Genomic DNA, 23,537 nt, shown 5'->3' with positions numbered 1-23,537 from the left:
AGTTTATTATCTTCCTTATTAAAAGGAAATAAAATGAATATTTACACGTTAAAAAGCCCTATATTTCTTGACTTCTTATATCTATTGTTGTAAAATCACAGTCCTTTAATTAGGTCATCTTCAAGGTGGCAAGTTCTTTACAGGGGTACCAAATGGAAAAAATTAGACTTAAACTCAAGGCGTATGACCATAGAGTTTTAGACAGATCTGTTGCAGCTATCGTCGAAGCTGTCAAACGAACTGGAGCCGAGATCGTCGGACCAATTCCTATGCCTACAAAAATCAAGCGCTATACAGTGCTTAGATCTCCGCACGTAAACAAATCTTCAAGAGAGCAATTTGAGATGAGAATCCATGCACGTATGATCGACATCGTGTCTGCGACGACTGATACAGTTGATTCACTCATGAAACTTGACTTGGCACCTGAAGTCAATGTTGAAGTTAGAGCTATGGGTAAATAAGGGGTAATGATGGAATATATTATTGAAAAAATCGGCATGAGCCGAACAATCGCAGTACCAAGCGTTCCTGTCACGTTACTCAGAGTTTTAGAAGCGAAAGTATGTGAAGTTAACGCTGAAAAACGTGCTTTAGTTTCATATGTGAGTGGCAAAAAAATGAACAAAGCTATTGCGGGTCAGCAAAAGAAGTATAACCTTTCTGCTGCATTCAACCGTTTCGTAACACTTGATGTTGCAAACGCTGAAGCAGGTGATTTAGATACAGCACCTTTGGGTGAAGCAAAAACACTTAAAGTGTCTTTGAGTACTAAAGGTAGAGGTTTTACAGGCGTTATGAAACGTCACAATTTTAGTGGTGGTCCTGGTGCACACGGTCACCGTTTCCATAGAACTACGGGCTCAATCGGTAACTGCGAATGGCCAGGTCGTGTTCAAAAAGGCAAAAAAATGCCAGGTCATTATGGTAACACTCAAGTGACTGTAAAAAATGAGATCGTTTCATTTGACGCACAAAATGGTATCTTAGCTGTTAAAGGCTCCGTTCCAGGTGCAAATGGATCATTAGGTAAAGCAAGGATTGTTAAATGAGTAGCGCAATCGTATTAAATGAAAAATTAGAAAATGTTGGTGCATTGGCTCTTCCTTCAAGCTTTGAAGAGATCCATTCACATAACCTATATCTTTATGTCAAATCATACCAAGCTGCGCTTCGTTCCAACACTGCTAACACCAAAACAAAAGGTGAAGTAAGCGGTGGTGGTAAAAAACCATGGGCTCAAAAAGGTCGTGGTGGTGCACGTGCTGGTAGTAGAAGAAGTCCAGTATGGGTTGGTGGTGGTGCTGCATTTGGCCCACGAGCTAACAAAAATTATGATTTAAAAGTCAATAAAAAACAGAAAAAATTGGCGCTTGAATTTGCATTGAATGAAAAAGCGCTCAATAACGCACTTTTTGTTGTTGATTCTTTAACTGTAGAATCAGGTAAAACCAAAGATGCAGCAAAAATCGTAAAAACACTTGGTACAAGAGACGCATTAATCGTTAAACAATTGGTTGACGAGAATACATTGTTAGCGTTTAGAAATCTTCAAAACTGCTACCTTGTCGAAGCGAATGAGCTTAATGCGTATTTAGCAACTGCGTTCTATGCGGTAATCATAGAAAAATCAGTGCTTGAAACAATCACAAAAGAGGGCTAAGAATGGCTGATATTACTGATATTAAGGCAATCCTTTATACTGAAAAGAGCTTGAGCCTTCAAGAGAATGGTACAGTTGTTATCCAAACTTCCGTAAGAATGACAAAAAATGGTTTAAAAGAGGTATTAAAACAATACTTTGGTTTTACACCATTAAAAATCAATTCTCTTAGAGTTATGGGAAAAGTTAAGAAGTTTAAAGGCATTGAAGGCAAACGTAATGATTTTAAAAAGTTTTATGTTCAGTTGCCAGAGGGCGCTAAACTAGAGAATGTGGAGGCGTAATCATGGCAATAAAATCATTTAAACCCTATACCCCCAGTCGTAGATTTTTAACAGGACTTGATTCAAGTGACATTACTGCAAAAGCAAGTGTTCCTTCACTCCTTGTTAAAATTGCTGCAACGGCAGGTAGAAATAACAATGGTAGAATCACTTCACGTCATAAAGAAGCGGGTGCTAAAAAACTGTACAGAATTATTGACTTCAAACGAAGAAAATTTGATGTAGAGGGAACCGTAGCTGCTATTGAATATGATCCAAACAGAAACTGTAGAATCGCGCTTATCAATTATGCCGATGGTGACAAAAGATATATTCTTCAACCATCAGGTCTAAAAGTGGGCGATAAAATTCAATCAGCTGAAAGCGGACTTGATATTAAACCAGGTAACGCAATGAAGCTAAAAAGCATCCCTGTAGGTACTATCTTACACAATGTCGAACTTAAACCGGGTAAAGGCGGACAAATGGCACGTAGTGCTGGTGGTTACGCTCAACTTATGGGTAAAGAGACTCAATATGTTATGGTAAGACTTCCAAGTGGTGAGATGAGACAAATCTTGGCAGAGTGTATGGCTACGGTTGGTGTTGTTGGAAATGAAGACTGGGCAAACGTTGTTATCGGTAAAGCGGGTCGTAACAGACACCGTGGTATTAGACCTCAAACTCGTGGTTCTGCAATGAACCCAGTAGATCACCCACATGGTGGTGGTGAGGGTAAAACCAACTCAGGACGTCATCCAGTAACTCCATGGGGACAACCAACTAAAGGTAGAAAAACTCGTAAGAAAAAAGCGAGCGACAAACTGATTATTTCTAGAAGAAAAGGAAAATAGATGGCTAGATCGCTAAAAAAAGGTCCTTTTGTTGATGCTCATTTGTTGAAAAAAACGGTTGAAGCAAAAGAGACAAAATCAAACAAGCCGATTAAGACATGGTCTCGTAGAAGTACTATTATTCCTGATATGATCGGTTTGACATTCAATGTCCATAACGGTAGAAACTTTGTTCCAGTGTACGTTACAGAGAACCATATCGGTTATAAAATGGGTGAATTCGCACCAACTCGTACGTTCAAGGGTCATAAAGGCTCTGTTCAGAAAAAAATTGGTAAGTAGGTAGACTATGAGCAAAGCAATATTAAAATTTATCAGATTATCTCCTACAAAAGCAAGGTTAATTGCACGTGAAGTTCAAGGAATGAATGCTGAGCTTGCTATGGCAAGTTTAGAGTTTATGCCAAACAAAGGTGCAAAAATCATCTCTAAAGTGATCGCTTCTGCTGTTTCTAATGGCGGATTTGAACCACAAGAAGTTGTGGTTGCTTCTTGCCGTGTTGACGCAGGTCCAGTACTTAAACGTTTTATGCCAAGAGCACGAGGTAGTGCGAGTGGTATCAGAAAACCAACTTCTCATGTATTTGTTGAAGTAGCAAAAGCTGCAAAGAAGGAAGACTAAGATGGGTCAAAAAGTAAATCCGATTGGTTTAAGACTTGGTATTAATAGAAACTGGGATTCACGTTGGTTCCCAAGTAAACAAACCTTAGCGACAAGCATTGGTGAAGATTACAAAATTAGAACATTCTTAAAAAAAGAGCTTTACTATGCAGGCGTAAGTCAAATTTTGATCGAGCGTACTGCTAAAAAGCTTAGAGTGACTGTTGTTGCTGCACGTCCTGGTATCATTATTGGTAAAAAAGGCTCTGATATTGAAAAATTAAGAGTTAAATTGACCAAATTAATTGATAAAGATGTAAACGTTAACATTAAAGAAGAGAGACGCCCACAAGCTTCTGCTCAATTATGTGCAGAAAACGTTGCAATGCAACTTGAGCGCCGTGTCGCCTTTAGAAGAGCAATGAAAAAAGTGATTCAAGGTGCACAAAAATCTGGTGCTAAAGGGATTAAAATTTCTGTCTCTGGACGTCTTGGTGGCGCGGAGATGGCAAGAACTGAATGGTACTTAGAAGGACGTGTTCCTCTTCATACACTTCGTGCAAAAATCGATTATGGTTTTGCTGAAGCACACACAACATACGGTGTTATCGGTGTTAAAGTATGGATCTTCAAAGGTGAGGTTCTTGTAAAAGGACTTGCTCCAGAAAAAGAAGAAGCACCTGAAAAAGAGAATTCACGCAAGCCAAGAGCGCGTAAAGAGAGAGGTAAAAACTAATGTTAATGCCTAAAAGAACGAAATATAAAAAGCAGATGAAAGGCCGCAACCGCGGTGAAGCCAGCAGTGGCGCATCTATCTCTTTTGGTGAAATCGGTCTCAAAGCTGTTGAAGCTGGACGTATTGATTCACGCCAAATTGAGGCTGCGAGGATTGCGTATACGAGACATGTTAAGCGTCAAGCTAAGACGTGGATTCGTGTATTCCCAGACAAACCATTAACGGCTAAACCTATCGAAACACGTATGGGTAAAGGTAAAGGTTCTGTTGATAAGTGGGTTATGAATATTAAGCCTGGTAGAATTATTTTTGAAATGGCGGGTGTCCCTGAAGAGTTAGCGCGTGAAGCATTAACACTTGCAATGCACAAATTACCTTTCAAAACCAAGATTGTAACTCGAGAGAGCGAAAATGAAGTATATTGATTTAAACGGCAAAAGCGCGTCAGAGCTTTTAGAGTTGTTAAAAGAGAAAAAGGTTCTTTTGTTTACATTAAGACAAAAGCTAAAAACAATGCAACTTACTAATCCAAATGAGATTAAAGAAGTTAGAAGAGATATCGCACGTATTAGTACGGCAATTTCTGCTCAAAACAAGTAGGGGTAACTAATGGCTTTAAAACGAGAGATTCAAGGCGTAGTTGTTCAGAAAACTGGTGATAAAACTATCACCGTTTTGGTAGAGAGACGTGTAATGCACCCGAGATATCGCAAGTTCGTTAAACGTTTCAAAAAATACCTAGTCCATGACGAGAGCAACCAAGTAAAAATCGGCGACACAGTAAGCGCTATCGAGTGCAGACCACTTTCAAAAAGAAAGTCTTTTAGACTTAGCGCGATTGTTAAAGTGGGAGTTGAATAATGATACAAAGTTTTACAAGATTAGCTGTTGCTGATAACAGTGGTGCTAAAGAGATCATGTGTATTAAAGTTCTTGGTGGTAGTAAACGTCGTTATGCAACGGTAGGTGATGTTATCATCGCTTCTGTCAAAAAAGCTTTGCCAAGTGGTAAAGTGAAAAAAGGACAAGTTGTCAAAGCGGTTATCGTAAGAACAAAAAAAGAGATCCAAAGAGAAAATGGCTCATTGATTCGTTTTGATGAAAATGCTGCTGTTATTCTTGATAACAAAAGAGAGCCAATCGGTACAAGGATTTTCGGACCAGTAGGTCGTGAAGTTCGTTATGCTAACTTTATGAAAATCGTATCTTTGGCACCGGAGGTACTATAATGGCGACTAAGATGAAAATTAAAAAAGGCGATACTGTTAAAGTAATCGCAGGCGACGATAAAGGTAAAGAGGCGAAAGTTGTTCAAGTTTTGCCAAAAACTTCACAAGTCGTTGTTGAGGGTTGCAAGGTAGTAAAAAAAGCCATTAAGCCAAGTGAGAGTAACCCTAAGGGTGGTTTTGCAAATCTTGAAAAACCAATTCATGTCTCTAACGTGGCTAAAGTAGAGGGTAAATAATGAACAGATTGCAAGAGAAATTTAATGCTGAAGTTAAACCAGCATTGGTTAAAGAGTTTAATATTGCTAATCCTATGTTGTCACCTAAAATTGAAAAAGTCGTTATCAGCGTTGGTGCTGGTGAAGAAGGTAAAGATACTAAGTTATTGCAAAATATCGTCGATACCATCTCTTTAATCGCTGGTCAAAAAGCGGTTGTTGCGAATGCTAAGAAATCAGTTGCTGGTTTTAAAGTACGTGCTGGTTACCCAGTCGGTGTTAAAGTAACACTTCGTAAAGAGACTATGTATGCATTTTTAGACAAACTTATCTCGGTAGCACTTCCTAGAGTAAAAGATTTTAGAGGTCTTCCAAGAGTAGGTTTTGACGGACGTGCAAACTATAACTTTGGTCTTAATGAACAATTAATGTTCCCTGAGGTTGAGTATGATAACATCATGAAAACACACGGAATGAATATTACGATCGTAACAACTGCTAGCAATGATAAAGAAGCATTTAAACTTCTTGAACTCATTGGTTTGCCGTTCGCAAAAGGTAAATAATATGGCTAAAAAATCGATGATTGCAAAGGCTGCAAGAACGCCTAAGTTTCAAGTAAGAGCATACACACGATGTCAAATTTGCGGACGTCCACATTCTGTTTACAAAGATTTTGGTATCTGCAGAATTTGTCTTCGTAAAATGGCAAATGAGGGTCTTATTCCAGGCCTCAAAAAAGCAAGCTGGTAAGGAAATAGACTATGATTAATGATCTAGTAGCAGATTCTTTAACAAGAATCAGAAATGCATCAATGCGTAAACTTGATGTGACTAAATTAATGCATTCAAAACTGGTTGAAGCGATTTTAGTTATTTTCCAAAACAAAGGTTATATCGAAAGTTTTAACGTTGTTGAAGAAGGTCCTAAGAAATTTATCAATGTTGTTTTGAAGTATGATGCAAGAGGCACCCAAGTTATTAATGAAGTGAAAAAAATCTCAAAACCTGGACGTAGAGTCTATAAAGGTCGCGATGAAATTAAACGCTTTAAAAATGGTTATGGTACGATCGTTGTTAGTACATCAAAAGGTGTTCTCAGTAATGATGACGCTCACAAAGCAGGTCTTGGTGGCGAAGTTATCTGTAGTATTTGGTAATTAGCTGTTCTTTTATGGTATTCGATATCCATTCTAAGATTTTAAGCTTATCGTAGACAAGTAAAAGGAAATAAAATGTCTCGTATTGGTAAAAAGCCTGTTAAGATTCCTGCTGGCGTTGAAGTGTCAGTGAATGGTGATCTAGTAGAGTTTAAAAAAGGCAGTGTTCAAAAAGTATTGGACACCAAGGGAAATGTTGACGTAAAAGTTCAAGATGGAGAGCTTGTATTTATTTCAAAAGGTGCTGATCGTCAGAGCAGCGCTTTTTGGGGAACATACAGGGCCCTTGGTCAAAATGTTATCACAGGTTTAACCGAAGGTTTTAAAAAGCAACTTGAAATTAACGGTGTAGGTTACAGAGCTGCCGTTAATGGTAATATTCTTGAGCTTCAACTTGGATTTTCTCACCCAATCAATTATGAATTTCCAAAAGATATTCATATTGTTGTTGAGAAAAACGTGGTTACTATTCAAGGTGATGACAAGCAAGTAGTTGGTCAGATTGCTGCCGAAATTAGAAGTTTTAGAGCTCCAGAGCCTTACAAAGGCAAAGGTGTTAAATATTCTGATGAAACTATTATCCGTAAAGCCGGAAAAACTTCCAAGAAGTAGGGGTAAGAGATGAGAGCAAATATTTTAAAACGAAAGCTTGCATTAAGAGTTAAACGTAAAAAAAGAGTAAGAGCAGATATTTCAGGTACAGAACAAAGACCAAGAGTATCTTTTTTTAAATCAAACAGATTTATGTATGCGCAAGCGATTGATGATGTTAATGGTGTTACGTTGGCAAGTGTAGATGGCAAGAAATTAGGGTTCAATGCTAGCAAAGCAAGTGCAGCGGAAGTTGCAAAAGTTTTTGCAGAGACGCTCAAGGCTAAGAATTTAACTCAAGTTGTCTATGATAGAAATGGTTATTTGTATCATGGTGTAGTTGCTGCTTTTGCAGACGGCCTTAGAGCAAACGGCATAGTGCTATAAGAAAAAGAAGAGGAAAACGATTCAATGGAAAAATATAACAGAGAAGAGTTTGAAGAAGTCATCGTTAACATTGGCCGCGTAACAAAAGTTGTTAAAGGCGGTAGACGTTTTAGATTTACAGCACTCGTAGTTGTTGGAAATAAAAAAGGTCTTGTTGGCTTTGGTTTTGGTAAAGCTAAAGAGGTTCCTGATGCTATTAGAAAAGCAGTTGATGATGCGTTTAAAAACATTGTCAAAGTAAATATCAAAGGTTCAACCATCGCTCATGATGTTGAAGTTAAATTTAATGCAAGTCGTATTATTCTTAAGCCAGCAAGTGATGGTACCGGCGTAATCGCTGGTGGTGCAACACGTCCTGTCGTTGAACTTGCGGGTATTAAAGATATTTTGACAAAGTCATTGGGTTCAAACAACGCTTCTAACGTGGTAAGAGCAACTATTAAAGCTCTTAGCATGATTAAAAGCTAAGTAGAGAAGAAGGATTCAAAATGGCATTAGATAATCTTACACCAGCAGAAAACTCTACCAAAAAGATCAAACGTGTAGGTCGTGGTCAAGGTAGTGGTATGGGTAAAACCGCAAGCCGTGGTAACAACGGTCAAAAATCTCGTACAGGTTATAAACGTAAAAGAGGTTTCGAGGGTGGCCAACAACCCCTTCAAAGAAGATTACCAAAAGTTGGTTTTACTTCTAAAATCGTGAAACCTTATATCATCAACGTTGATAGAATTAAAGCAGTTGCAGAACTTGCTGAAATTACGGTTGATGCGATTAGAACTGTGCATAAAATTGGAAGCAGTGTTATTAAAGTGAAATTGATCGGTGCAGGTGCCAAAGAGTTGACTGCTAAGATCAAAGACGAAAACGTCATTTTTACTGGAATGAGTAAATGAGCCAAGATCTTACGAAGAAGATTTTAGTTACGTTAGGCTTTATATTTGCATACAGGATACTGGCATACGTGCCAGTTCCTGGTGTCAATATCGCTGTAATTAAAGAGTTCTTCGACTCCAATAGCTCAAATGCCCTTGGAATGTTTAATATGTTCAGCGGTAACGCTGCACAACGTCTTAGTATTATATCGTTAGGTATTATGCCTTACATCACCGCGTCTATTATTATGGAACTTCTTGCTGCAACTTTCCCAACACTTGGTAAAATGAAAAAAGAACGTGATGGTATGGTGAAATACATGCAGATCATTCGATACGCAACGATTGTTATTACGATTGTACAAGCCATTGGTGTTTCCGTTGGTCTTGGAGGGTTAAGTGGTCGTGCTGGCGAGAGTGCTATTATGATCGATATGACAACCTTTACAGCGATTGCTGCTGCGAGTATGCTTACGGGTACCATGTTACTCATGTGGATTGGTGAGCAGATTACACAGCGCGGCATTGGTAATGGTATCAGTTTGATTATTTTTGCAGGTATCGTTTCTGGAATTCCGAGTGCAATTGGTGGAACCATTAACCTTGTCAACACGGGAGAGCTCAATTTCCTTGTTGTTATTGGTATTTTGGTGGTCATCTTAGCCACGGTTGGTTCTATTATTTATGTGGAGATGGGTGAGCGACGTATTCCGATTTCGTATTCGCGAAAAGTCGTGCTTCAAAATCAACACAAACGTATTATGAATTATGTTCCTATAAAAATGAATTTAAGCGGTGTTATTCCTCCTATTTTTGCAAGTGCAATTTTGATGTTCCCATCAACGATTATGCAAGCAAGTACCAATCCGATTGTTCAATCTATTCACGATTTTCTCAATCCAAACAGCTATGTCTTTAATGTACTTACATTTTTGTTCGTCATTTTCTTTGCGTATTTTTATGCATCGATTGTTTTTAATGCAAAAGATATTTCTGAAAACCTTAAAAAACAGGGTGGCTTTATTCCCGGTGTTAGACCAGGAGAGAGCACCGCACTCTTTCTAAATGAAGTAGCGGGTAGATTAACCCTTTGGGGATCAATCTATTTAGGGCTTATCTCTACGCTTCCATGGGTTTTGGTAAAAGTGATGGGTGTACCATTCTACTTTGGTGGAACAGCTGTTTTAATTGTTGTTCAAGTGGCACTCGATACGATGCGTAAAATTGAAGCACAAATGTACATGAATAAATATGAAACACTTAGTGCGGTAGGTCTTTAAGAAGATGGCAATTACGATTAAAAAAGCTCAGGAAATTGCAAAGCTTTCTGCCGCTAATAAGATTGTTGCCAAAACGTTAGAGTATCTTACATGTAACATTCATCCAGGGCTTAGCTTGAAAGAGCTCAATGCCATGGGTGAGTCTTACATTCATAGCCTTGGTGCGCGTCCTGCCTTTAAAGGCCTTTATGGTTTTCCAGCAGGTGTGTGTACCTCTGTCAACGAAGTGATTATTCATGGGATTCCTACAGATTACGAGCTTAAAGAGGGTGATATTGTTGGACTTGATATTGGTACAGAGGTTGATGGCTGGTATGGCGATTCTGCTGTAACTGTAGGGGTTGGAGAAATATCAAAAAGTGATGAGAGCTTGATTGCATGTGCAAAAGATGCCCTCTATTATGCCATTAATATTATCGAGCCTGAGATGCGCTTTAAAGAGCTAAGTCATGCGATTGAGCAATTTATTCTTCAAAAAGGGTATGTTCCTTTGCATGGATTCTGTGGGCATGGCATTGGCAGAAAGCCGCATGAAGAGCCAGAAATTCCCAACTATTTAGAAGGGATTAACCCCAAAAGTGGTCCCAAAATCAAAAATGGTATGGTATTTTGCATAGAGCCAATGATCTGCCATAAAGATGGCACGCCTAAAATTTTGGCGGATAAATGGTCTGTTGTTTCTGCGGATGGGTTAAGAGGAAGCCACTATGAGCACACCGTTGCAATCGTAGATGGTAAAGTAGAAATTTTGTCTCTATCTTGAGATTATAGGAGGTAAAATGGCAAAAGATGACGTGATTGAAATTGACGGTAAAGTGATAGAAGCACTTCCCAACGCAACCTTTAAAGTTGAAGTCCAAAATAGCCATGTGATTTTATGTCACATTGCAGGAAAAATGAGAATGCATTATATTAAAATAATGCCCGGAGATACCGTTAAAGTGGAGTTAACACCGTATAGTTTGGATAAAGGGCGTATAACTTATAGGTATAAGTAAATTATTAGCTTAATTTATGTATAATTTGCCCCTTTTGTAAAGCTGTGTGAAGAATAATCGAAAAAGGAACCACTGTTTTTTCGATTGTTGGTTTGAGATACATCATCAAACCTGTGACAGTTTAGCTCAAAATTCCAGTGGAAATAAAGTTCAGGAGTCACGAATGAAAGTACGACCTTCTGTAAAGAAGATGTGCGATAAGTGCAAGGTGATCAAACGAAAAGGTATCGTTAGAGTCATTTGCGTAAATCCAAAACACAAACAGAGACAAGGATAAGCATGGCAAGGATTGCAGGTGTAGACCTTCCAATGAAAAAGAGAGTAGAGTATGGTTTAACATACATCTACGGTATAGGTTTGACAAGTTCTAGAGCTATTTTAAAAGCAACTGGAATTTCGTTTGATAAAAGAGTTCATGAGCTAAGTGAAGATGAAGTTGCTGCGATTCGTAAAGAGATCCAAGCAGACTTTCAAGTAGAGGGTGATCTTCGTAAAAAAGTGGCTATGGATATTAAAGCTTTGATGGATATGGGAAGCTATAGAGGTCTTAGACATAGACGTGGCTTGCCAGTTCGTGGACAGAAAACAAAAACGAATGCGCGTACCCGAAAAGGTAAAAAACGCACCGTTGGCGCTAAAGCTAAATAACGAAGTCTCAAAGGGAAACAGATGGCAAAAAGAAAAGTAGTACGTAAAAAAGTTGTTAAGAAAAATATTGCTAAAGGTATCATTTATATCTCTGCAACATTTAATAACACTGTCGTAACTGTAACTGATGAGATGGGAAATGTTATTGCGTGGAGCAGTGCAGGTAGTCTTGGCTTTAAGGGTAGTAAAAAATCTACTCCTTATGCAGCACAACAAGCCGTCGAAGATGCATTGACTAAAGCAAAAGAACATGGTCTCAAAGAAATCGGTATTAAAGTTCAAGGCCCGGGCAGTGGTCGCGAGACAGCGGTAAAAAGTGCTGGTACAACAGAAGGTATTAAAGTGTCTTTCCTAAAAGATATTACACCTCTTCCACACAACGGCTGTAGACCTCCAAAAAGAAGAAGAGTTTAATTCTAATTTTTAGAATAGAACGTCTTTGAGAGAAACAAAATAATTTTTTCGTTTATGCAATAGATTAGGAGAAAAAATGGCAAGATATAGAGGACCAGTCGAGAAGCTCGAAAGAAGACTTGGTGTCAGCTTAGCCCTTAAAGGTGAGCGCAGACTTGCTGGTAAAAGTGCGTTAGATAAGCGACCATATGCACCAGGTCAACACGGACAAAGAAGATCAAAAATTAGCGAGTATGGACTCCAATTAAGAGAGAAACAAAAAGCTAAATTTATGTATGGAGTTTCTGAAAAACAATTCAGACGTATATTTGACGAAGCAGCTCGTAAAGAGGGAAATACAGGTATTAACCTTGTCCTTCTTATCGAAAGAAGACTTGATAATGTTGTTTACCGTATGGGATTTGCAACAACACGAAGATTTGCACGTCAATTAGTCACACATGGACATATTTTAGTGAATGGCAGCAGAGTTGACATTCCTTCCTATGTTGTGCGTGCAGGTGAGAAAATTGAGGTTTGTGAAAAATCTAAAAATAACCCACAAGTAAAAAGAGCTCTTGAATTAACACAACAAACTGGTATTGCGCCATGGGTTGATGTTGAGAGAGAAAAAGCAATGGGTATTTTTACACGCATCCCTGAGAGAGAAGAAGTAGTGATTCCGGTTGAAGAAAGATTAATCGTTGAGCTATACTCTAAATAATAAAGTAGGTAGTATATGAAAAAAATCAATACATCAGCTTACATGCCAACTGAAATTGAGGTAGAGACTATTGCGGCAAATAAGGTTCAAATTAGTGCATACCCATTTGAATCTGGTTTTGCGGTAACCTTGGCACATCCTTTACGAAGATTGCTTTTAAGCAGTACCGTAGGATCTGCCCCAACGGCTGTAAAGATTGAAGGCGTAACCCATGAATTTGATAGCATGCGCGGTATGCTTGAAGATGTTGCTCTTTTCATCATTAACCTTAAAAATATTCGTTTCAAAATCAAAGGCGATGAGAAACGTGTAGAGGTTAACTACTCATTTACGGGACCAAAAGAGATTAAGGGAAGTGATTTAGCCAATGCTCACATTGAGATTGTTACACCAGATGCTTATTTGGCAACGATCAATGAAGATGCAGAGTTTAACTTCTCTTTAATCCTTGAAAAAGGGATCGGCTATGTTCCAAGTGAGAACATTAGAGGTTTGGTTGGAGAAGATTATATTGCACTGGATGCTTTCTTTACCCCTGTAAAAAGAGCTGTGTACGATATTGAGAATGTTTTGGTTGAAGACAATCCTAACTATGAGAAAATTGTTTTCACGATTGAAACAGACGGACTTGTTTCTCCAATCGAAGCTTTTAAAAATTCACTTGAAGCAATGTATTCACAAATGTCTGTTTTTAATGGCATTTTGGATATTGCAGTAGCTCCAAAAAGTGAGAGTTCTAATGAGAATGTGGAGCTTGGTAAGCTATTACAGAGTATTGAAGAGTTAAATCTAAGTGCTCGTAGCTTCAACTGTTTAGATAGAGCAGAGGTGAAATTTATTGGCGAGCTTGCTTTAATGAGCGAGTTAGAACTTAAAAACCTCAAAAATCTAGGCAAGAAATCGTTAGAAGAGATCAGACAAGTTATGGAAGAGAGTGGTTATCCTGTTGGATATAATTTCTCTGACGAGACGGCAAGTTTGCTCAAGAAAAAAATTGAAGATTTAAAATCTGAAGCCAACGAGGGTTAATTTATGAGACATAAGCACGGATACAGAAAGCTTGGTCGTACTTCATCACACAGAGCGGCGTTGTTGAAGAACTTGGCTATAGCTGTCATTAAATATGAGAAAATCGAGACAACAGTTCCTAAAGCAAAAGAGCTTAGAGGATTTGTTGAAAAATTGATTACGCAAGCAGGAGTTGGTGGCGATCATGCTCACAAAACTGTTTTTGCTGCACTTCAAGATAAAGAGTGTACTAAAAAATTGGTTAATGAGATCGCACCTAAATATGTTGAGAGAAATGGTGGTTACACCCGTATTATAAAAACACGTATCAGAAAAGGCGATGCAGCGCCTATGGCGTTTTTAGAACTCGTCTAAATCTCACTTTTTTGCTTTGGGAGCGGCTTGCTCCCAAGCTTTTATGCGTTAAATTTTTTTTACCCTAAACACTTCTTTCCCCACTAAAAATTAAGTCACTTTTAACTCAAACTATTGTTAAATTAGATACTTTTGCTATAGGAGAATCTATGATACCATTTAGTGACGAAGAGTTGCTTCCCGTTGTCGAAAAATCACTTGAAAAAATTAAGCCAATGCTTGCATTAGACGGCGGTGGACTGACATTATTAGGCATAAAAAGCGGACGTGTTTTTGTTCAACTTCAAGGTGCCTGCCAAGGGTGCGCATCCAGTGGACAAACACTGAAATACGGCGTAGAACGCCAATTAAGAATTGATATTCATCCTGAGCTTGAAGTTGTAAATATTTTACCTGGGATGGAACATGAGTTTGAAGCAATTGGAGAGTAATGAACGCTTATATTACCAAAGGGATTGAAAAATTTTACACAAAAAATTTCCAAGAGGCAATGCTTCAGTTTGCATTAGCACTGAGTGTTGATCCTCAATCAAAAGAAGCTCGCATTGGAGCTATTTTATGCGATATGGCAACACAGAATGAAGAACAAGCCATGGCGCTTTTTGAGTATTATATTTTAACCAAAGAGAATGGTGCTGAAGATTGTGAAGAGGTGATGGAAGAGATCATTAACTCCGTGGAAGAACACAGTGAAAAAATAGCGCATTTGTTTAAAGAGAGTGATTTTGAAGCACGTATTAATGCAGAAAACGGCATTAAATACGAAGATTTTATGACACTGATTGAAGCGCGTGGTAGCTTTAAAGAGGCATTTGAAGACATTATGTTCTCCACCAAAGTCATCATCTCGAAAAAAGAGGATTTTGTTGACTTTTTAGCCAGACTGATTGAGAATGGTTTTATCGAAATGTCCCTGAATTATCTTGAGAGTGCCGTCACGCTTTTCCCGAACGATGAGCAGCTTTTATCGCTGATTAAAAAAGCACAAAAATAGAGAATCATCTTGAAAATAGAACTTCCAAATCATAATACATTTTTACATGTAACCGACAATTCAAACGAATGTGATGCCTCAAGCATCTTTGTTTTAACCAAACTGAACGCGATGTATGAGCAAAGTGCGCGTGATCATGGCTGCACTCACATCATTTCACCCAAAGCGTGCTTGGATTTGCTTGGCATCACTCATGCGATTAAAATCATTGGCATTACGGGTACGAATGGCAAAACAACCACAGCGGCTGCTATCTACTCTATTTTGCTTGATTTAGGCAAAAAAGTGGGTCTGCAAGGAACGCGAGGGTGTTTTATCAACGATCATCGCATCGAAGAGAAAAGCCTTACAACACCGCCCATTTTACAGACGATTCACAACCTCAAACATGCCGTAGAAGCTGGCTGTGAGTATTTTGTGATGGAAGTAAGCTCGCATGCCATTGTGCAAAACCGCATCGATGGGATTGCTTTTGCTTTGAAGATTTTGACCAATGTCACGCAAGATCATCTTGATTTTCATAAAACGATTGATGAATATATCGCTGTTAAGAGTCGTTTTTTTGACGATGAGAGTGTCAAGCTCATCAACAAAGATGAGAGCAAAATTCGTTTTAATCGCACGAACGCGATGAGTTATGGGATCGAACATCCTGCAACCTATAAAATTTTGGCGTATTCGCTCAAAGAAGGCATCAGTGCGGCGGTTGCGAAGATTGAAAAAGTGTATGAGTTTGAATCCCCCTTACATGGCTTTTTTAACCTCTACAACCTTCTTGCCGCGATCAGTGCAGTCGATATGTTAGGGGTTGCTCCCATGGAGTCTATCTGCGAAGCGGTAGAGCACTTTGGTGGCGTGGAAGGTCGTATGGAGGTAGTCAGTCAGGATCCTTTGGTGATCGTTGATTTTGCGCATACACCCGATGGCATGGAGAAGGTGCTTGATAGTATGAAAGAGCGCGACCTTGTCGTGGTTTTTGGAGCAGGAGGCGATAGAGATCGCACGAAACGCCCAAAAATGGGAGCGATGGCTCAGCGTTATGCTAAAAAAATTGTCGTAACCAGCGATAATCCACGCTCTGAAGATCCCCAAAGTATTATCACTGAAATTTTGGCAGGAATGAATCATCATGAATCTTTACATGTAGAAGTAGATCGCCACGAAGCGATTGAAAAAGCATTGAGGATGCAAGCTCCCAATGAAGTGCTTCTGATCCTTGGAAAAGGGGATGAAACGTATCAAGAGATCAAGGGTAAAAAATATCCTTTTGATGATCGTAGCGTCGTAAGAGAGCTTATCGCTCAATGGGCTAAGCAAAAATAGGGTAAAATAAACAAATTTCTTAATCCAGAAGAGGTATAAAAGCGATGACGCTTGAGATGCTATACAGCAAAATTCACAGAGCCACGGTTACAGATGCAAATTTGAACTATGTAGGTTCGATTACGATTGATAAAGAGTTAATAGAGGCTTCTAACCTTCATGTAGGGCAAAAAGTCGAAGTCGTGAACATTAACAATGGTGAGCGCTTTACCACCTATGTGATTGAGGGAAAAGCGGGCGGAAAAGATATTTGCCTAAACGGTGCGGCGGCTCGCAAAGCCCATATTGGCGATAAGATCATCATCATAGCCTACGCGCATATGAGTGAAGAAGAGCTCAAAACATTTAAGCCAACGGTCGCTTTGGTGGATGAAAATAATGCGTTGGTCGAAGTGAGAGATTACATCTGATGTTTGAAAATTTTGATCTTTCAAAAGTGGGTGCGATGCTTGAAGAGGCGCAAAAGCAAGCTCAAAAAATGCACGAAGATGCAAGCAGTAAGCAATTTACCGCTAAAAGCGGCGGTGGAATGGTGAGTGTGAGCATGAATGGTAACGGTGAAGTTATTGATATAACGCTTGATGATTCACTGCTTGGGGACAAAGAGTCGTTGCAGATTTTACTGATCAGTGCGATGAACGATGTCTCTAAAATGGTTGAAGAGAATAAAAAACTAGCGACGACTCAGATGCTCTCCGGCATTGGGGGATTTGGCGCGAAAAATTAAGGAGTAGTATGTGAAACGTCTAGGACTCTTTCTTCTCTTAATAACCGGGTTACTCTTTGCAGCCGATGTGCCAGCATCTACGCCAGCTCCTGCTTCTAAAGCAGAGTTTGTTTATCCCGATTTTTCACAATGTTATGAAAAAAACAGACACTCCATTGTCTCTTTTGGCTCAACGCGCTCTGTTGCTATTAGCGAGAAACAAGCCGTTGCGTATTCCAAAGAGAAACCGAGTGTTCCCTATGTTCGGTTTGATTACTATGCCAATCTCTATCTGTTTGATTCTCCAAAACCTTTGGTGCCTGTAAAACTAAAGCCAACCAGTGAATTAAAGCTGGGTGAATGGCTTGTCAGTATGACCGACAACTCCCTCATCGCCGTTAATGCATCTAAAATTGGAAACAGCGCCAATGAGTTGTTTGAATTTGGTGGCGTGGGCGAAGTGAGTACCCTCGTGGGTGGGCTTTGCTGTGAAATGTATGGTCTTGGTATTGGTGATAAATTTTTTATTGGCTCAGAAGCATTAAAGCTTTTTATCGATGGTAAGACCGCTTCATTTCAAGACTTAGGTGTACGCGTTGTGGATGGGAATGAGAGCGTCATTGTCGATTTTGTGGATTCCAATGTGAAAGAGGCGAAACTCAAAGTGGGCGATGTGATTACACGCCTTAATGGAAAATCTGTGAAAAACGTTGCTGAGTTTGCGGATGCCCTCAGAGGTCTTAAAGATTTGAGCAAAGTCAGTGCGCAACTTCAGCGCAATAACGCTTGGATGGAAGAGAATTTAATGGCACCTAAACCGCTTCCTAAAAAAGAGGAAGCAAAGAAAAAAATGCCGACTCCTCAGGTTAAAAAAGTGAGCTATTTGCAGAGCAAGGGATTTACGTTTGATACAAATCTTCGCATTAAAGAGATAGCGCGTGGCTCTTTTGCTGAACAAAGTGGTCTTAAAGTGGGAGATCGTTTAATGCAAGTGGAGCAACTTCCCATTACGCGTGTTGCTGAGGCGGATGCTTATTTGGCAAAAAATCGTAACCGCGAAGTGAGTCTTTTATTTGATCGTGATGATTTCCAATTTTTTGTAACATTGACGCGTTGAAAGGGATCTTTTGAGTTCTAAAGAGTTAATTGCAAAGTTTGAACTGTTTTTAAAAGCAAAACTCCCCGTTGTGGAGAGTTTTCACCCCCATTTTAACCAAGCATTGGGTGAAATGCTTGATGTTGGGGGAAAGCGATTTCGCCCCTTATTACTGCTCAGTGTGGTTGAAAGCTCCCAACCTCTTTTGGTTGAAAATGCTTTACATGTAGCCCTTGGTTTGGAGATGATGCATACCTATTCGCTGATTCACGATGATCTACCGTGCATGGACAATGCGCCCCTTAGGCGAGGGCACCCAACCTTACATGTAAGCTATGATGAAACCACTGCGGTGCTCATCGGAGATGCCCTCAACACCCACGCGTTTTATCTTTTAGCCAATGCTCCTCTCAGCGCTGAGATCAAGATAAAACTGGTCTCCATTCTGTCAAGCAATTCGGGAATTCATGGTATGGTTTTGGGTCAAGCCATTGACTGTTTTTTTGAAGATAAACGTTTGAATGTTGAAGAACTGACATTTTTACACCTTCACAAAACAGCCAAACTCATTGCAGCGTCGCTGGTGATGGGGGCTGTGATCTGTGAATTGGATAAAACGATTCAAGAAGCACTCTATCAATTTGGTCTAAAACTTGGGCTTTTGTTCCAAGTTCAAGATGACATCATCGATGCAACGCTCTCAAGCGAAGAGGCGGGCAAACCTACGCACAATGATGGGCATAAAAACTCATTTGTCAATTTGCTAGGATTGGAAGATGCCCAAGAGGTGAAGCAAAAACTTCTTTTGGAATTGGATGGTGAATTAGAAAAGCTTGATGCAGCTTTATCTCACAGACTCAAAAGCATTGTAGAAGCATATTTTAAAGGATAATGATACGATGGAAAATAAAAAAATACTGAAAAAACAAGCCGATACGATCCGTTTTTTGGCAGCCGATATGGTACAACGTGCCAACAGTGGACATCCAGGAGCGCCTATGGGCTTAGCGGACATCGTCACTATTTTAGCACGCCATATCACGCACAATCCTAAAAATCCAAAGTGGTTGAACCGTGACCGTTTGGTTTTCAGTGGAGGTCATGCTTCCGCACTCGTCTACTCTTTTTTACATTTAAGCGGTTATGACATTAGCTTAGAAGATTTACAAAACTTTAGACAACTTGGAAGTAAAACACCTGGTCACCCAGAGTACGGCGATGTTCCTGGTGTTGAAGTCACCACAGGCCCTCTTGGACAAGGTATTACCAATGCCGTCGGTTTTGCCATGGCAGCCAAATATGCGGCAACCGTACTCAATCAACCCAAAGCCGAAGTGATTACCCATAAAGTCTACTGTTTGTGTGGCGATGGCGATTTGCAAGAGGGCATTAGTTATGAAGCGTGCTCTCTGGCTGGACACCTTGCTTTGGATAACTTAGTGGTTATTTACGATAGCAATGCAATTACGATTGAGGGTGATACCTCCATTGCGTGGAGTGAAGATGTGAAGCACCGCTTTGAAGCGCAAGGCTGGGAAGTGTCACGTATTGATGGACATGATTACGATGAAATCAATGAAGTATTAGAGCAAGCCAAAGAGCAAACAAAGCCTTATTTGATTATCGCAGATACGACCATTGCTAAAGGTGCATGCCAGATGGAAGGAAGTCACCACGCCCATGGTGCCCCTTTAGGGTGCGAAGAGATCAAAAACTCTAAAATCAAAGCAGGGTTTGATCCTGAAAAAAGTTTTAATGTCGATGAAGATGTGTATGCGCGCTTTAGTTGCGCCCTTGAGAAAGGTGATTTGGCAGAGGCAAATTGGAATGCACGCGTTAAAAATAAGTTGAGCAGTGAGCAAAAAGCACTGTTAGAAGCACTGTTAAATCCTGATTTTTCAAAGATCGAGTGGCCAAATTTTGAGAGTGATGTCGCAACACGCGATAGCAATGGAAAAATTCTCAACGCCATTGCACAAGCGATTCCAGGCTTTTTAGGCGGTAGTGCCGATCTTGGCCCTTCCAATAAAAGTGAGCTGACAGGCTTAGGCGATTATCCTCTAGGTCGAAACATTCACTTTGGTATTCGTGAACATGCGATGGGAGCGATCATCAACGCGTTTGCGTTGTACGGCTTGTTTATCCCTTTTGGTGCGACCTTTTTTATCTTTAGTGATTATATGAAACCTTCTGTTCGTTTAGCTGCACTGATGAAACTGAAAAATTTTTATATCTGGACGCACGATAGCATCGGTGTGGGGGAAGATGGCCCAACGCATCAGCCGATTGAACAATTGAGCCAATTTAGAGCGCTTCCAAACTTCTACGTTTATCGCCCATGCGATGGTAGAGAAAACGTGAAAGCATGGAAAAAGGCTCTGAGTATGCAAGCGCCTGCTGCGTTTGTCTGCTCACGCCAAAAACTTCGAGCGCTCAAAGATGATCGAGCGTATGGTGATGTGGAAAATGGTGGTTACCTTTTAAAACGACGCGAAAATGCACAAGTTACCTTGATGGCAAGTGGAAGCGAAGTCTATCTTGCGTTGGAAGTGGCGTGCTACCTTTCGATGTTTGGCATCCCAAGCAATATGGTGAGCGTGCCATGTTTTGATCTTTTAAATGAGCAAGATGAGGCGTATATTCAAACGATCATTGAGCCACAAACCAAAGTTATCGCGATTGAAGCGGGTGCGGGGATTGAATGGTACCGCTATGCGGATAAAGTCATCTGCATGGAGCGTTTTGGTGCGAGTGGCCCAGCGGAGCTCTTATTTGAGAAATTTGGCTTTACGGCACACAAAGCGACGAAGAGTGCATGTGAATTTTTAGGGCTTGACTATGAAGCGCTTAAAGCAGAGTTAGAGCGCGATAATGAAAAAAAACATTGTATTTGACCTTGATGGCACGCTTCTTGATACATTAGAAGACATTGCCATCAGTGCTAATTTTGCGCTTGTTTCGCTTGGTTTTGAAGCACAGGAGCGTGAAAAATACCGCTATTTTGTGGGGGAGGGTGTTTTCAAACTGTTTGAAAACATCTTTGCCTCCAATCCTCAAACGCCTGAACGGATTCAAGAAGCCGTTACGTTGTTTCAAAGCCATTATGCGAAGCAGTTTAACCAAAATACCAAACTTTATGATGGCATCAGTAAAATGCTCACCTTCTTACAAAAACGTGGCTTTAAGATGGCAATACTCTCCAATAAACCTGACTCTTTCACCAAAATGTGTGCGATGAAATATTTGCGCGAATGGAAGTTTGACGTTGTTTTTGGTGCACGCGAAGGCATTCCACGAAAACCCAATCCTGAGGGCGCTTTAGAGATCTGTTCTCTTTTACATGTAAAGCCAGATGCGTGTTATTATGTGGGTGATACGATGATCGATATGCAAACCGCTAATAACGCAGGAATGATCGCTTTGGGTGCTTTGTGGGGATTTAGGGAAGAGGCGGAGCTAAAAGAGCATGGGGCAAAATACCTTGTGAAAAACCCCAGCGATGTGATTAAACTTCTCGCTGAGGTTTAATAATTAGGACTTAAATTTCCCGAGTTCGTTATTGAGATTTTCTGTCATCGTGTGAAGATGCTCGGAGGCTTGAGAGACATTGTCGATGCTCGTGACATTCTCTTTTGAGATCACATTGATCTTCTCAATCTCTTCGACCATACCTTTGATTTGTGTTGCGGTATGTACAAAATTATCCACCGTTGCATGGGCATCTTCAATCGTTTTTTGAACCGTTAGATCAATCGTATTCATACCATTTTGAAGCTCCATCGAGATGGCAGCAAGGGCGTTGACTTCGGTTGCATTATGGGCGATGTCAGTGTTGGCGTCCATGATGGATTGCACCACGACGTTGATCGTTGCATCAATCTCCACCAAACTTTTTTGGGTGCGTTCAGCGAGTTTTCGTACTTCATCGGCAACGACAGCAAAGCCACGTCCATGTTCACCCGCACGTGCCGCTTCAATCGCCGCATTCAATGCTAAAAGATTGGTTTGATCGGCAATATCACGAATAACGCCGAGTACGTCTTTGACTTCATTAGCATTATGACTGACGTTATCAAGTCTTTGGGCTAAACTCTGCTCTTTAATCGCGGTGGCTTGCATCGTGGATTCGAGTTGTTCAACTTTGCTTTTGACTTCGACGATGTCATGTTGCGTTTGACTCAGGGCTTCTTGAGAGCCTTTGGCTTTGACCACCGAGGTTTCAAGGCTCTTCACCAGAGCAATTCCCTCTTCTTTGGTCGTTTCCACAATCTTGGATTCGGAACCAACATTTTTCACAACCTCTGCGGCAGTCCGTGAGAGCTCTTCAGAGATCGAAGCATTTTCATTACTGATGCTTTTGGATTTTTTTACGATTTCATGCAGTTTTTCGATAAATATATTGATATTGCCTGAAACTTGCGCAAACTCATCTTTGGAAGAGGCTTCCAGTCTCTGTCTTAAATCCCCTTCGCTACTGGAGAGCTCTTTAACCACTGCGTTTAAGTTATCCAGTGGTTTTAAAAGGGTTTTGATGAAAAAGATCATCAGTGCAATCGAAAGGGCTAACATCACTACGCCTGCGATAAACAACTCACGCATCTGTTTCGTTAAGAAGCTGTAGGCGACCTCTTTATCAAAGGTGATGCCAGGCGTCCATCCGGCCTCTTTCGAAACGTGGTAAGCAAAAATCTTATGAATACCACCCAGTTCATACTCCACAAGATCTTCTGCTTTTCCCAATTTAGAAGCAAAGGTGGACTCTTTTCCCAGCTTTGCTTTATCGGGGTGGACAATGTAGCTGTTTTTACTGTCCAACAACATGCCATACCCACCATTGAAATTAACATCATTAATGGTTTTGACCAAGCTATCGAGCGTAATGTCGATTCCAAAAACGCCGATAAAACTCTTTTCGCGATAAATGGGTGCCATTGATGGTAATCATCTGTACTTTGGATGTGGAGCCAATGTAGACATCGGTGATCCCAAGCTTTCCACTTTCTTTGGCTTGTTTGTACCAAGGTCTCTGTCTTGGATCATACTCTTTGGGTTGTTTTTTATCGCTTCCCCATGTCATAGCACCATCTTCCAATCCCACATACGAGTCAAAGGCTCCTAGCATTTTAGTGGTTTCTGAGAGTTTATCCGTCAGGTCGGCGGGGGTTAAAAGATCAACATCTTTGAGCGAACGCGCCATGCTCTCAGCGGCACTTTTTTTCGTAGACAACCATAAGTCAATATAGTCAGTCAATGATTTGGATGCCATTTGTAGGCTGGTTTCTACCTGTATGGTGCTGTTTTTCTTGGTATCAATATAACTCACAAGGCTAAAGATACTTAAGCTAAAAAGCATACACAGTGAAATGATGAGAATAATTTTGGCTTTAAACGACACAGAAAACTCCTTGAAGTGTCAGATAG

39 protein-coding genes and 1 pseudogene are annotated in these 23,537 nt (G+C 40.2%); 38 read left to right on the top strand and 2 right to left on the bottom strand.

Translation table 11 applies throughout. The annotated features are described in order from the left end of the window. Positions 1-152 precede the first annotated feature (152 nt). The 38 genes and pseudogenes from rpsJ to SMUL_RS13285 all read left to right on the top strand — a co-directional run bounded on the left by rpsJ (position 153) and on the right by SMUL_RS13285 (position 21,644). The gene (gene rpsJ, locus SMUL_RS13470; protein ID WP_025345780.1) at positions 153-464 is read left to right on the top strand and encodes a 30S ribosomal protein S10; all 312 of its coding nucleotides are present in this window, start codon (positions 153-155) and stop codon (positions 462-464) included. Positions 465-473: 9 nt separating this feature from the next. Beyond that, positions 474-1,052, top strand: coding sequence for a 50S ribosomal protein L3 (rplC, locus tag SMUL_RS13465; RefSeq protein WP_025345779.1), 579 nt, complete (start codon positions 474-476; stop codon positions 1,050-1,052). After that, positions 1,049-1,663 carry a 50S ribosomal protein L4 gene (gene rplD / locus SMUL_RS13460; RefSeq protein ID WP_025345778.1) on the top strand — a complete coding sequence of 205 codons (615 nt, stop codon included), beginning with the start codon at positions 1,049-1,051 and terminating at the stop codon, positions 1,661-1,663. Before rplC ends, rplD begins: the two co-directional genes overlap by 4 nt. A gap of 2 nt (positions 1,664-1,665) precedes the next feature. Beyond that, on the top strand, positions 1,666-1,947 hold the full coding sequence (locus SMUL_RS13455; RefSeq protein ID WP_025345777.1) for a 50S ribosomal protein L23: 282 nt from the start codon (positions 1,666-1,668) through the stop codon (positions 1,945-1,947). A 2-nt stretch (positions 1,948-1,949) separates the two neighbouring features. Further along, entirely contained in the window at positions 1,950-2,780 is an 831-nt protein-coding gene (rplB, locus tag SMUL_RS13450; RefSeq protein WP_025345776.1) for a 50S ribosomal protein L2, read from the top strand. Then, positions 2,781-3,062 (top strand): 30S ribosomal protein S19, encoded by a 282-nt coding sequence (rpsS, locus tag SMUL_RS13445; protein ID WP_025345775.1) that lies wholly within the window; start codon positions 2,781-2,783, stop codon positions 3,060-3,062. 7 nt (positions 3,063-3,069) lie between these two features. Further along, a pseudogene (gene rplV, locus SMUL_RS13440) lies at positions 3,070-3,399 on the top strand (50S ribosomal protein L22); the annotation flags it as partial. A gap of 4 nt (positions 3,400-3,403) precedes the next feature. Then, a complete protein-coding gene (rpsC, locus tag SMUL_RS13435; RefSeq protein ID WP_025345773.1) occupies positions 3,404-4,117 on the top strand; it encodes a 30S ribosomal protein S3 in 714 nt (237 codons plus the stop codon). Then, entirely contained in the window at positions 4,117-4,542 is a 426-nt protein-coding gene (gene rplP / locus SMUL_RS13430) for a 50S ribosomal protein L16 (protein WP_025345772.1), read from the top strand. Before rpsC ends, rplP begins: the two co-directional genes overlap by 1 nt. Beyond that, complete coding sequence (rpmC, locus tag SMUL_RS13425) at positions 4,529-4,717, top strand: 50S ribosomal protein L29 (protein WP_025345771.1); 189 nt, start codon at positions 4,529-4,531, stop codon at positions 4,715-4,717. The genes rplP and rpmC overlap by 14 nt, the downstream gene beginning before the upstream one ends. Before the next feature lie 9 nt (positions 4,718-4,726). Continuing rightward, the gene (gene rpsQ, locus SMUL_RS13420; RefSeq protein ID WP_012857722.1) at positions 4,727-4,978 is read left to right on the top strand and encodes a 30S ribosomal protein S17; all 252 of its coding nucleotides are present in this window, start codon (positions 4,727-4,729) and stop codon (positions 4,976-4,978) included. Continuing rightward, a complete protein-coding gene (gene rplN, locus SMUL_RS13415) occupies positions 4,978-5,346 on the top strand; it encodes a 50S ribosomal protein L14 (protein WP_012857721.1) in 369 nt (122 codons plus the stop codon). Before rpsQ ends, rplN begins: the two co-directional genes overlap by 1 nt. Next, positions 5,346-5,582 (top strand): 50S ribosomal protein L24, encoded by a 237-nt coding sequence (gene rplX / locus SMUL_RS13410; protein WP_025345770.1) that lies wholly within the window; start codon positions 5,346-5,348, stop codon positions 5,580-5,582. The genes rplN and rplX overlap by 1 nt, the downstream gene beginning before the upstream one ends. Next, positions 5,582-6,127: a 50S ribosomal protein L5 gene (gene rplE / locus SMUL_RS13405; RefSeq protein WP_025345769.1), complete on the top strand. Its 546-nt coding sequence runs from the start codon at positions 5,582-5,584 to the stop codon at positions 6,125-6,127. The genes rplX and rplE overlap by 1 nt, the downstream gene beginning before the upstream one ends. 1 nt (position 6,128) lies before the next feature. Further along, entirely contained in the window at positions 6,129-6,314 is a 186-nt protein-coding gene (locus SMUL_RS13400) for a type Z 30S ribosomal protein S14 (RefSeq protein ID WP_025345768.1), read from the top strand. Positions 6,315-6,325: 11 nt separating this feature from the next. Then, the gene (gene rpsH, locus SMUL_RS13395; protein ID WP_025345767.1) at positions 6,326-6,721 is read left to right on the top strand and encodes a 30S ribosomal protein S8; all 396 of its coding nucleotides are present in this window, start codon (positions 6,326-6,328) and stop codon (positions 6,719-6,721) included. Between the two features lie 75 nt (positions 6,722-6,796). Then, the gene (gene rplF / locus SMUL_RS13390; protein ID WP_025345766.1) at positions 6,797-7,333 is read left to right on the top strand and encodes a 50S ribosomal protein L6; all 537 of its coding nucleotides are present in this window, start codon (positions 6,797-6,799) and stop codon (positions 7,331-7,333) included. Positions 7,334-7,342: 9 nt separating this feature from the next. After that, entirely contained in the window at positions 7,343-7,699 is a 357-nt protein-coding gene (gene rplR / locus SMUL_RS13385; RefSeq protein WP_038533460.1) for a 50S ribosomal protein L18, read from the top strand. Positions 7,700-7,723: 24 nt separating this feature from the next. After that, positions 7,724-8,167, top strand: coding sequence for a 30S ribosomal protein S5 (gene rpsE, locus SMUL_RS13380; protein ID WP_012857714.1), 444 nt, complete (start codon positions 7,724-7,726; stop codon positions 8,165-8,167). A gap of 20 nt (positions 8,168-8,187) precedes the next feature. Continuing rightward, complete coding sequence (rplO, locus tag SMUL_RS13375) at positions 8,188-8,592, top strand: 50S ribosomal protein L15 (RefSeq protein ID WP_025345764.1); 405 nt, start codon at positions 8,188-8,190, stop codon at positions 8,590-8,592. Further along, positions 8,589-9,851: a preprotein translocase subunit SecY gene (secY, locus tag SMUL_RS13370; RefSeq protein ID WP_025345763.1), complete on the top strand. Its 1,263-nt coding sequence runs from the start codon at positions 8,589-8,591 to the stop codon at positions 9,849-9,851. Before rplO ends, secY begins: the two co-directional genes overlap by 4 nt. A gap of 4 nt (positions 9,852-9,855) precedes the next feature. Next, positions 9,856-10,614: a type I methionyl aminopeptidase gene (map, locus tag SMUL_RS13365; protein WP_025345762.1), complete on the top strand. Its 759-nt coding sequence runs from the start codon at positions 9,856-9,858 to the stop codon at positions 10,612-10,614. Positions 10,615-10,630: 16 nt separating this feature from the next. Then, a complete protein-coding gene (infA, locus tag SMUL_RS13360; protein WP_012857710.1) occupies positions 10,631-10,849 on the top strand; it encodes a translation initiation factor IF-1 in 219 nt (72 codons plus the stop codon). A 163-nt stretch (positions 10,850-11,012) separates the two neighbouring features. Continuing rightward, the gene (rpmJ, locus tag SMUL_RS13355) at positions 11,013-11,126 is read left to right on the top strand and encodes a 50S ribosomal protein L36 (RefSeq protein WP_038533455.1); all 114 of its coding nucleotides are present in this window, start codon (positions 11,013-11,015) and stop codon (positions 11,124-11,126) included. A 2-nt stretch (positions 11,127-11,128) separates the two neighbouring features. Beyond that, positions 11,129-11,497 (top strand): 30S ribosomal protein S13, encoded by a 369-nt coding sequence (rpsM, locus tag SMUL_RS13350; protein ID WP_025345761.1) that lies wholly within the window; start codon positions 11,129-11,131, stop codon positions 11,495-11,497. Positions 11,498-11,518: 21 nt separating this feature from the next. Beyond that, on the top strand, positions 11,519-11,911 hold the full coding sequence (rpsK, locus tag SMUL_RS13345; RefSeq protein WP_014770213.1) for a 30S ribosomal protein S11: 393 nt from the start codon (positions 11,519-11,521) through the stop codon (positions 11,909-11,911). Positions 11,912-11,987: 76 nt separating this feature from the next. Beyond that, the gene (gene rpsD, locus SMUL_RS13340) at positions 11,988-12,614 is read left to right on the top strand and encodes a 30S ribosomal protein S4 (protein WP_025345760.1); all 627 of its coding nucleotides are present in this window, start codon (positions 11,988-11,990) and stop codon (positions 12,612-12,614) included. Positions 12,615-12,629: 15 nt separating this feature from the next. Next, the gene (locus SMUL_RS13335) at positions 12,630-13,643 is read left to right on the top strand and encodes a DNA-directed RNA polymerase subunit alpha (RefSeq protein ID WP_025345759.1); all 1,014 of its coding nucleotides are present in this window, start codon (positions 12,630-12,632) and stop codon (positions 13,641-13,643) included. A 3-nt stretch (positions 13,644-13,646) separates the two neighbouring features. After that, entirely contained in the window at positions 13,647-13,997 is a 351-nt protein-coding gene (rplQ, locus tag SMUL_RS13330; RefSeq protein ID WP_025345758.1) for a 50S ribosomal protein L17, read from the top strand. 149 nt (positions 13,998-14,146) lie between these two features. Continuing rightward, positions 14,147-14,428, top strand: coding sequence for a NifU family protein (locus tag SMUL_RS13325; RefSeq protein WP_025345757.1), 282 nt, complete (start codon positions 14,147-14,149; stop codon positions 14,426-14,428). Further along, the gene (locus SMUL_RS13320) at positions 14,428-14,991 is read left to right on the top strand and encodes a tetratricopeptide repeat protein (protein ID WP_025345756.1); all 564 of its coding nucleotides are present in this window, start codon (positions 14,428-14,430) and stop codon (positions 14,989-14,991) included. Before SMUL_RS13325 ends, SMUL_RS13320 begins: the two co-directional genes overlap by 1 nt. A gap of 9 nt (positions 14,992-15,000) precedes the next feature. Then, on the top strand, positions 15,001-16,314 hold the full coding sequence (locus SMUL_RS13315; protein WP_025345755.1) for a UDP-N-acetylmuramoyl-L-alanyl-D-glutamate--2,6-diaminopimelate ligase: 1,314 nt from the start codon (positions 15,001-15,003) through the stop codon (positions 16,312-16,314). A gap of 44 nt (positions 16,315-16,358) precedes the next feature. Continuing rightward, positions 16,359-16,724: an aspartate 1-decarboxylase gene (panD, locus tag SMUL_RS13310; RefSeq protein WP_025345754.1), complete on the top strand. Its 366-nt coding sequence runs from the start codon at positions 16,359-16,361 to the stop codon at positions 16,722-16,724. Further along, on the top strand, positions 16,724-17,041 hold the full coding sequence (locus SMUL_RS13305; protein WP_025345753.1) for a YbaB/EbfC family nucleoid-associated protein: 318 nt from the start codon (positions 16,724-16,726) through the stop codon (positions 17,039-17,041). Before panD ends, SMUL_RS13305 begins: the two co-directional genes overlap by 1 nt. A 10-nt stretch (positions 17,042-17,051) precedes the next feature. Further along, a complete protein-coding gene (locus SMUL_RS13300; RefSeq protein ID WP_025345752.1) occupies positions 17,052-18,137 on the top strand; it encodes a DUF7488 domain-containing protein in 1,086 nt (361 codons plus the stop codon). Positions 18,138-18,147: 10 nt separating this feature from the next. Then, positions 18,148-19,008 carry a polyprenyl synthetase family protein gene (locus SMUL_RS13295; protein WP_025345751.1) on the top strand — a complete coding sequence of 287 codons (861 nt, stop codon included), beginning with the start codon at positions 18,148-18,150 and terminating at the stop codon, positions 19,006-19,008. Between the two features lie 7 nt (positions 19,009-19,015). After that, positions 19,016-21,010: a transketolase gene (gene tkt / locus SMUL_RS13290; protein ID WP_051492702.1), complete on the top strand. Its 1,995-nt coding sequence runs from the start codon at positions 19,016-19,018 to the stop codon at positions 21,008-21,010. Next, the gene (locus tag SMUL_RS13285) at positions 20,988-21,644 is read left to right on the top strand and encodes an HAD family hydrolase (RefSeq protein ID WP_025345749.1); all 657 of its coding nucleotides are present in this window, start codon (positions 20,988-20,990) and stop codon (positions 21,642-21,644) included. The genes tkt and SMUL_RS13285 overlap by 23 nt, the downstream gene beginning before the upstream one ends. A gap of 3 nt (positions 21,645-21,647) precedes the next feature. On the opposite strand, the gene SMUL_RS13280 is transcribed toward SMUL_RS13285, so the two are convergent. Both SMUL_RS13280 and SMUL_RS17510 read right to left on the bottom strand, forming a co-directional pair. Continuing rightward, positions 21,648-23,048 carry a methyl-accepting chemotaxis protein gene (locus tag SMUL_RS13280; RefSeq protein ID WP_223809712.1) on the bottom strand — a complete coding sequence of 467 codons (1,401 nt, stop codon included), beginning with the start codon at positions 23,046-23,048 and terminating at the stop codon, positions 21,648-21,650. Beyond that, positions 22,984-23,511 (bottom strand): PDC sensor domain-containing protein, encoded by a 528-nt coding sequence (locus tag SMUL_RS17510; RefSeq protein ID WP_223809711.1) that lies wholly within the window; start codon positions 23,509-23,511, stop codon positions 22,984-22,986. Before SMUL_RS17510 ends, SMUL_RS13280 begins: the two co-directional genes overlap by 65 nt. Positions 23,512-23,537: the final 26 nt, after the last annotated feature.

The sequence above is a fragment of the Sulfurospirillum multivorans DSM 12446 genome, from assembly GCF_000568815.1.
GTDB classification, from domain to species: domain Bacteria; phylum Campylobacterota; class Campylobacteria; order Campylobacterales; family Sulfurospirillaceae; genus Sulfurospirillum; species Sulfurospirillum multivorans.
Note: the sequence above shows the minus strand (reverse complement) of the source record. Positions and strands in the feature narration are given on the sequence as shown.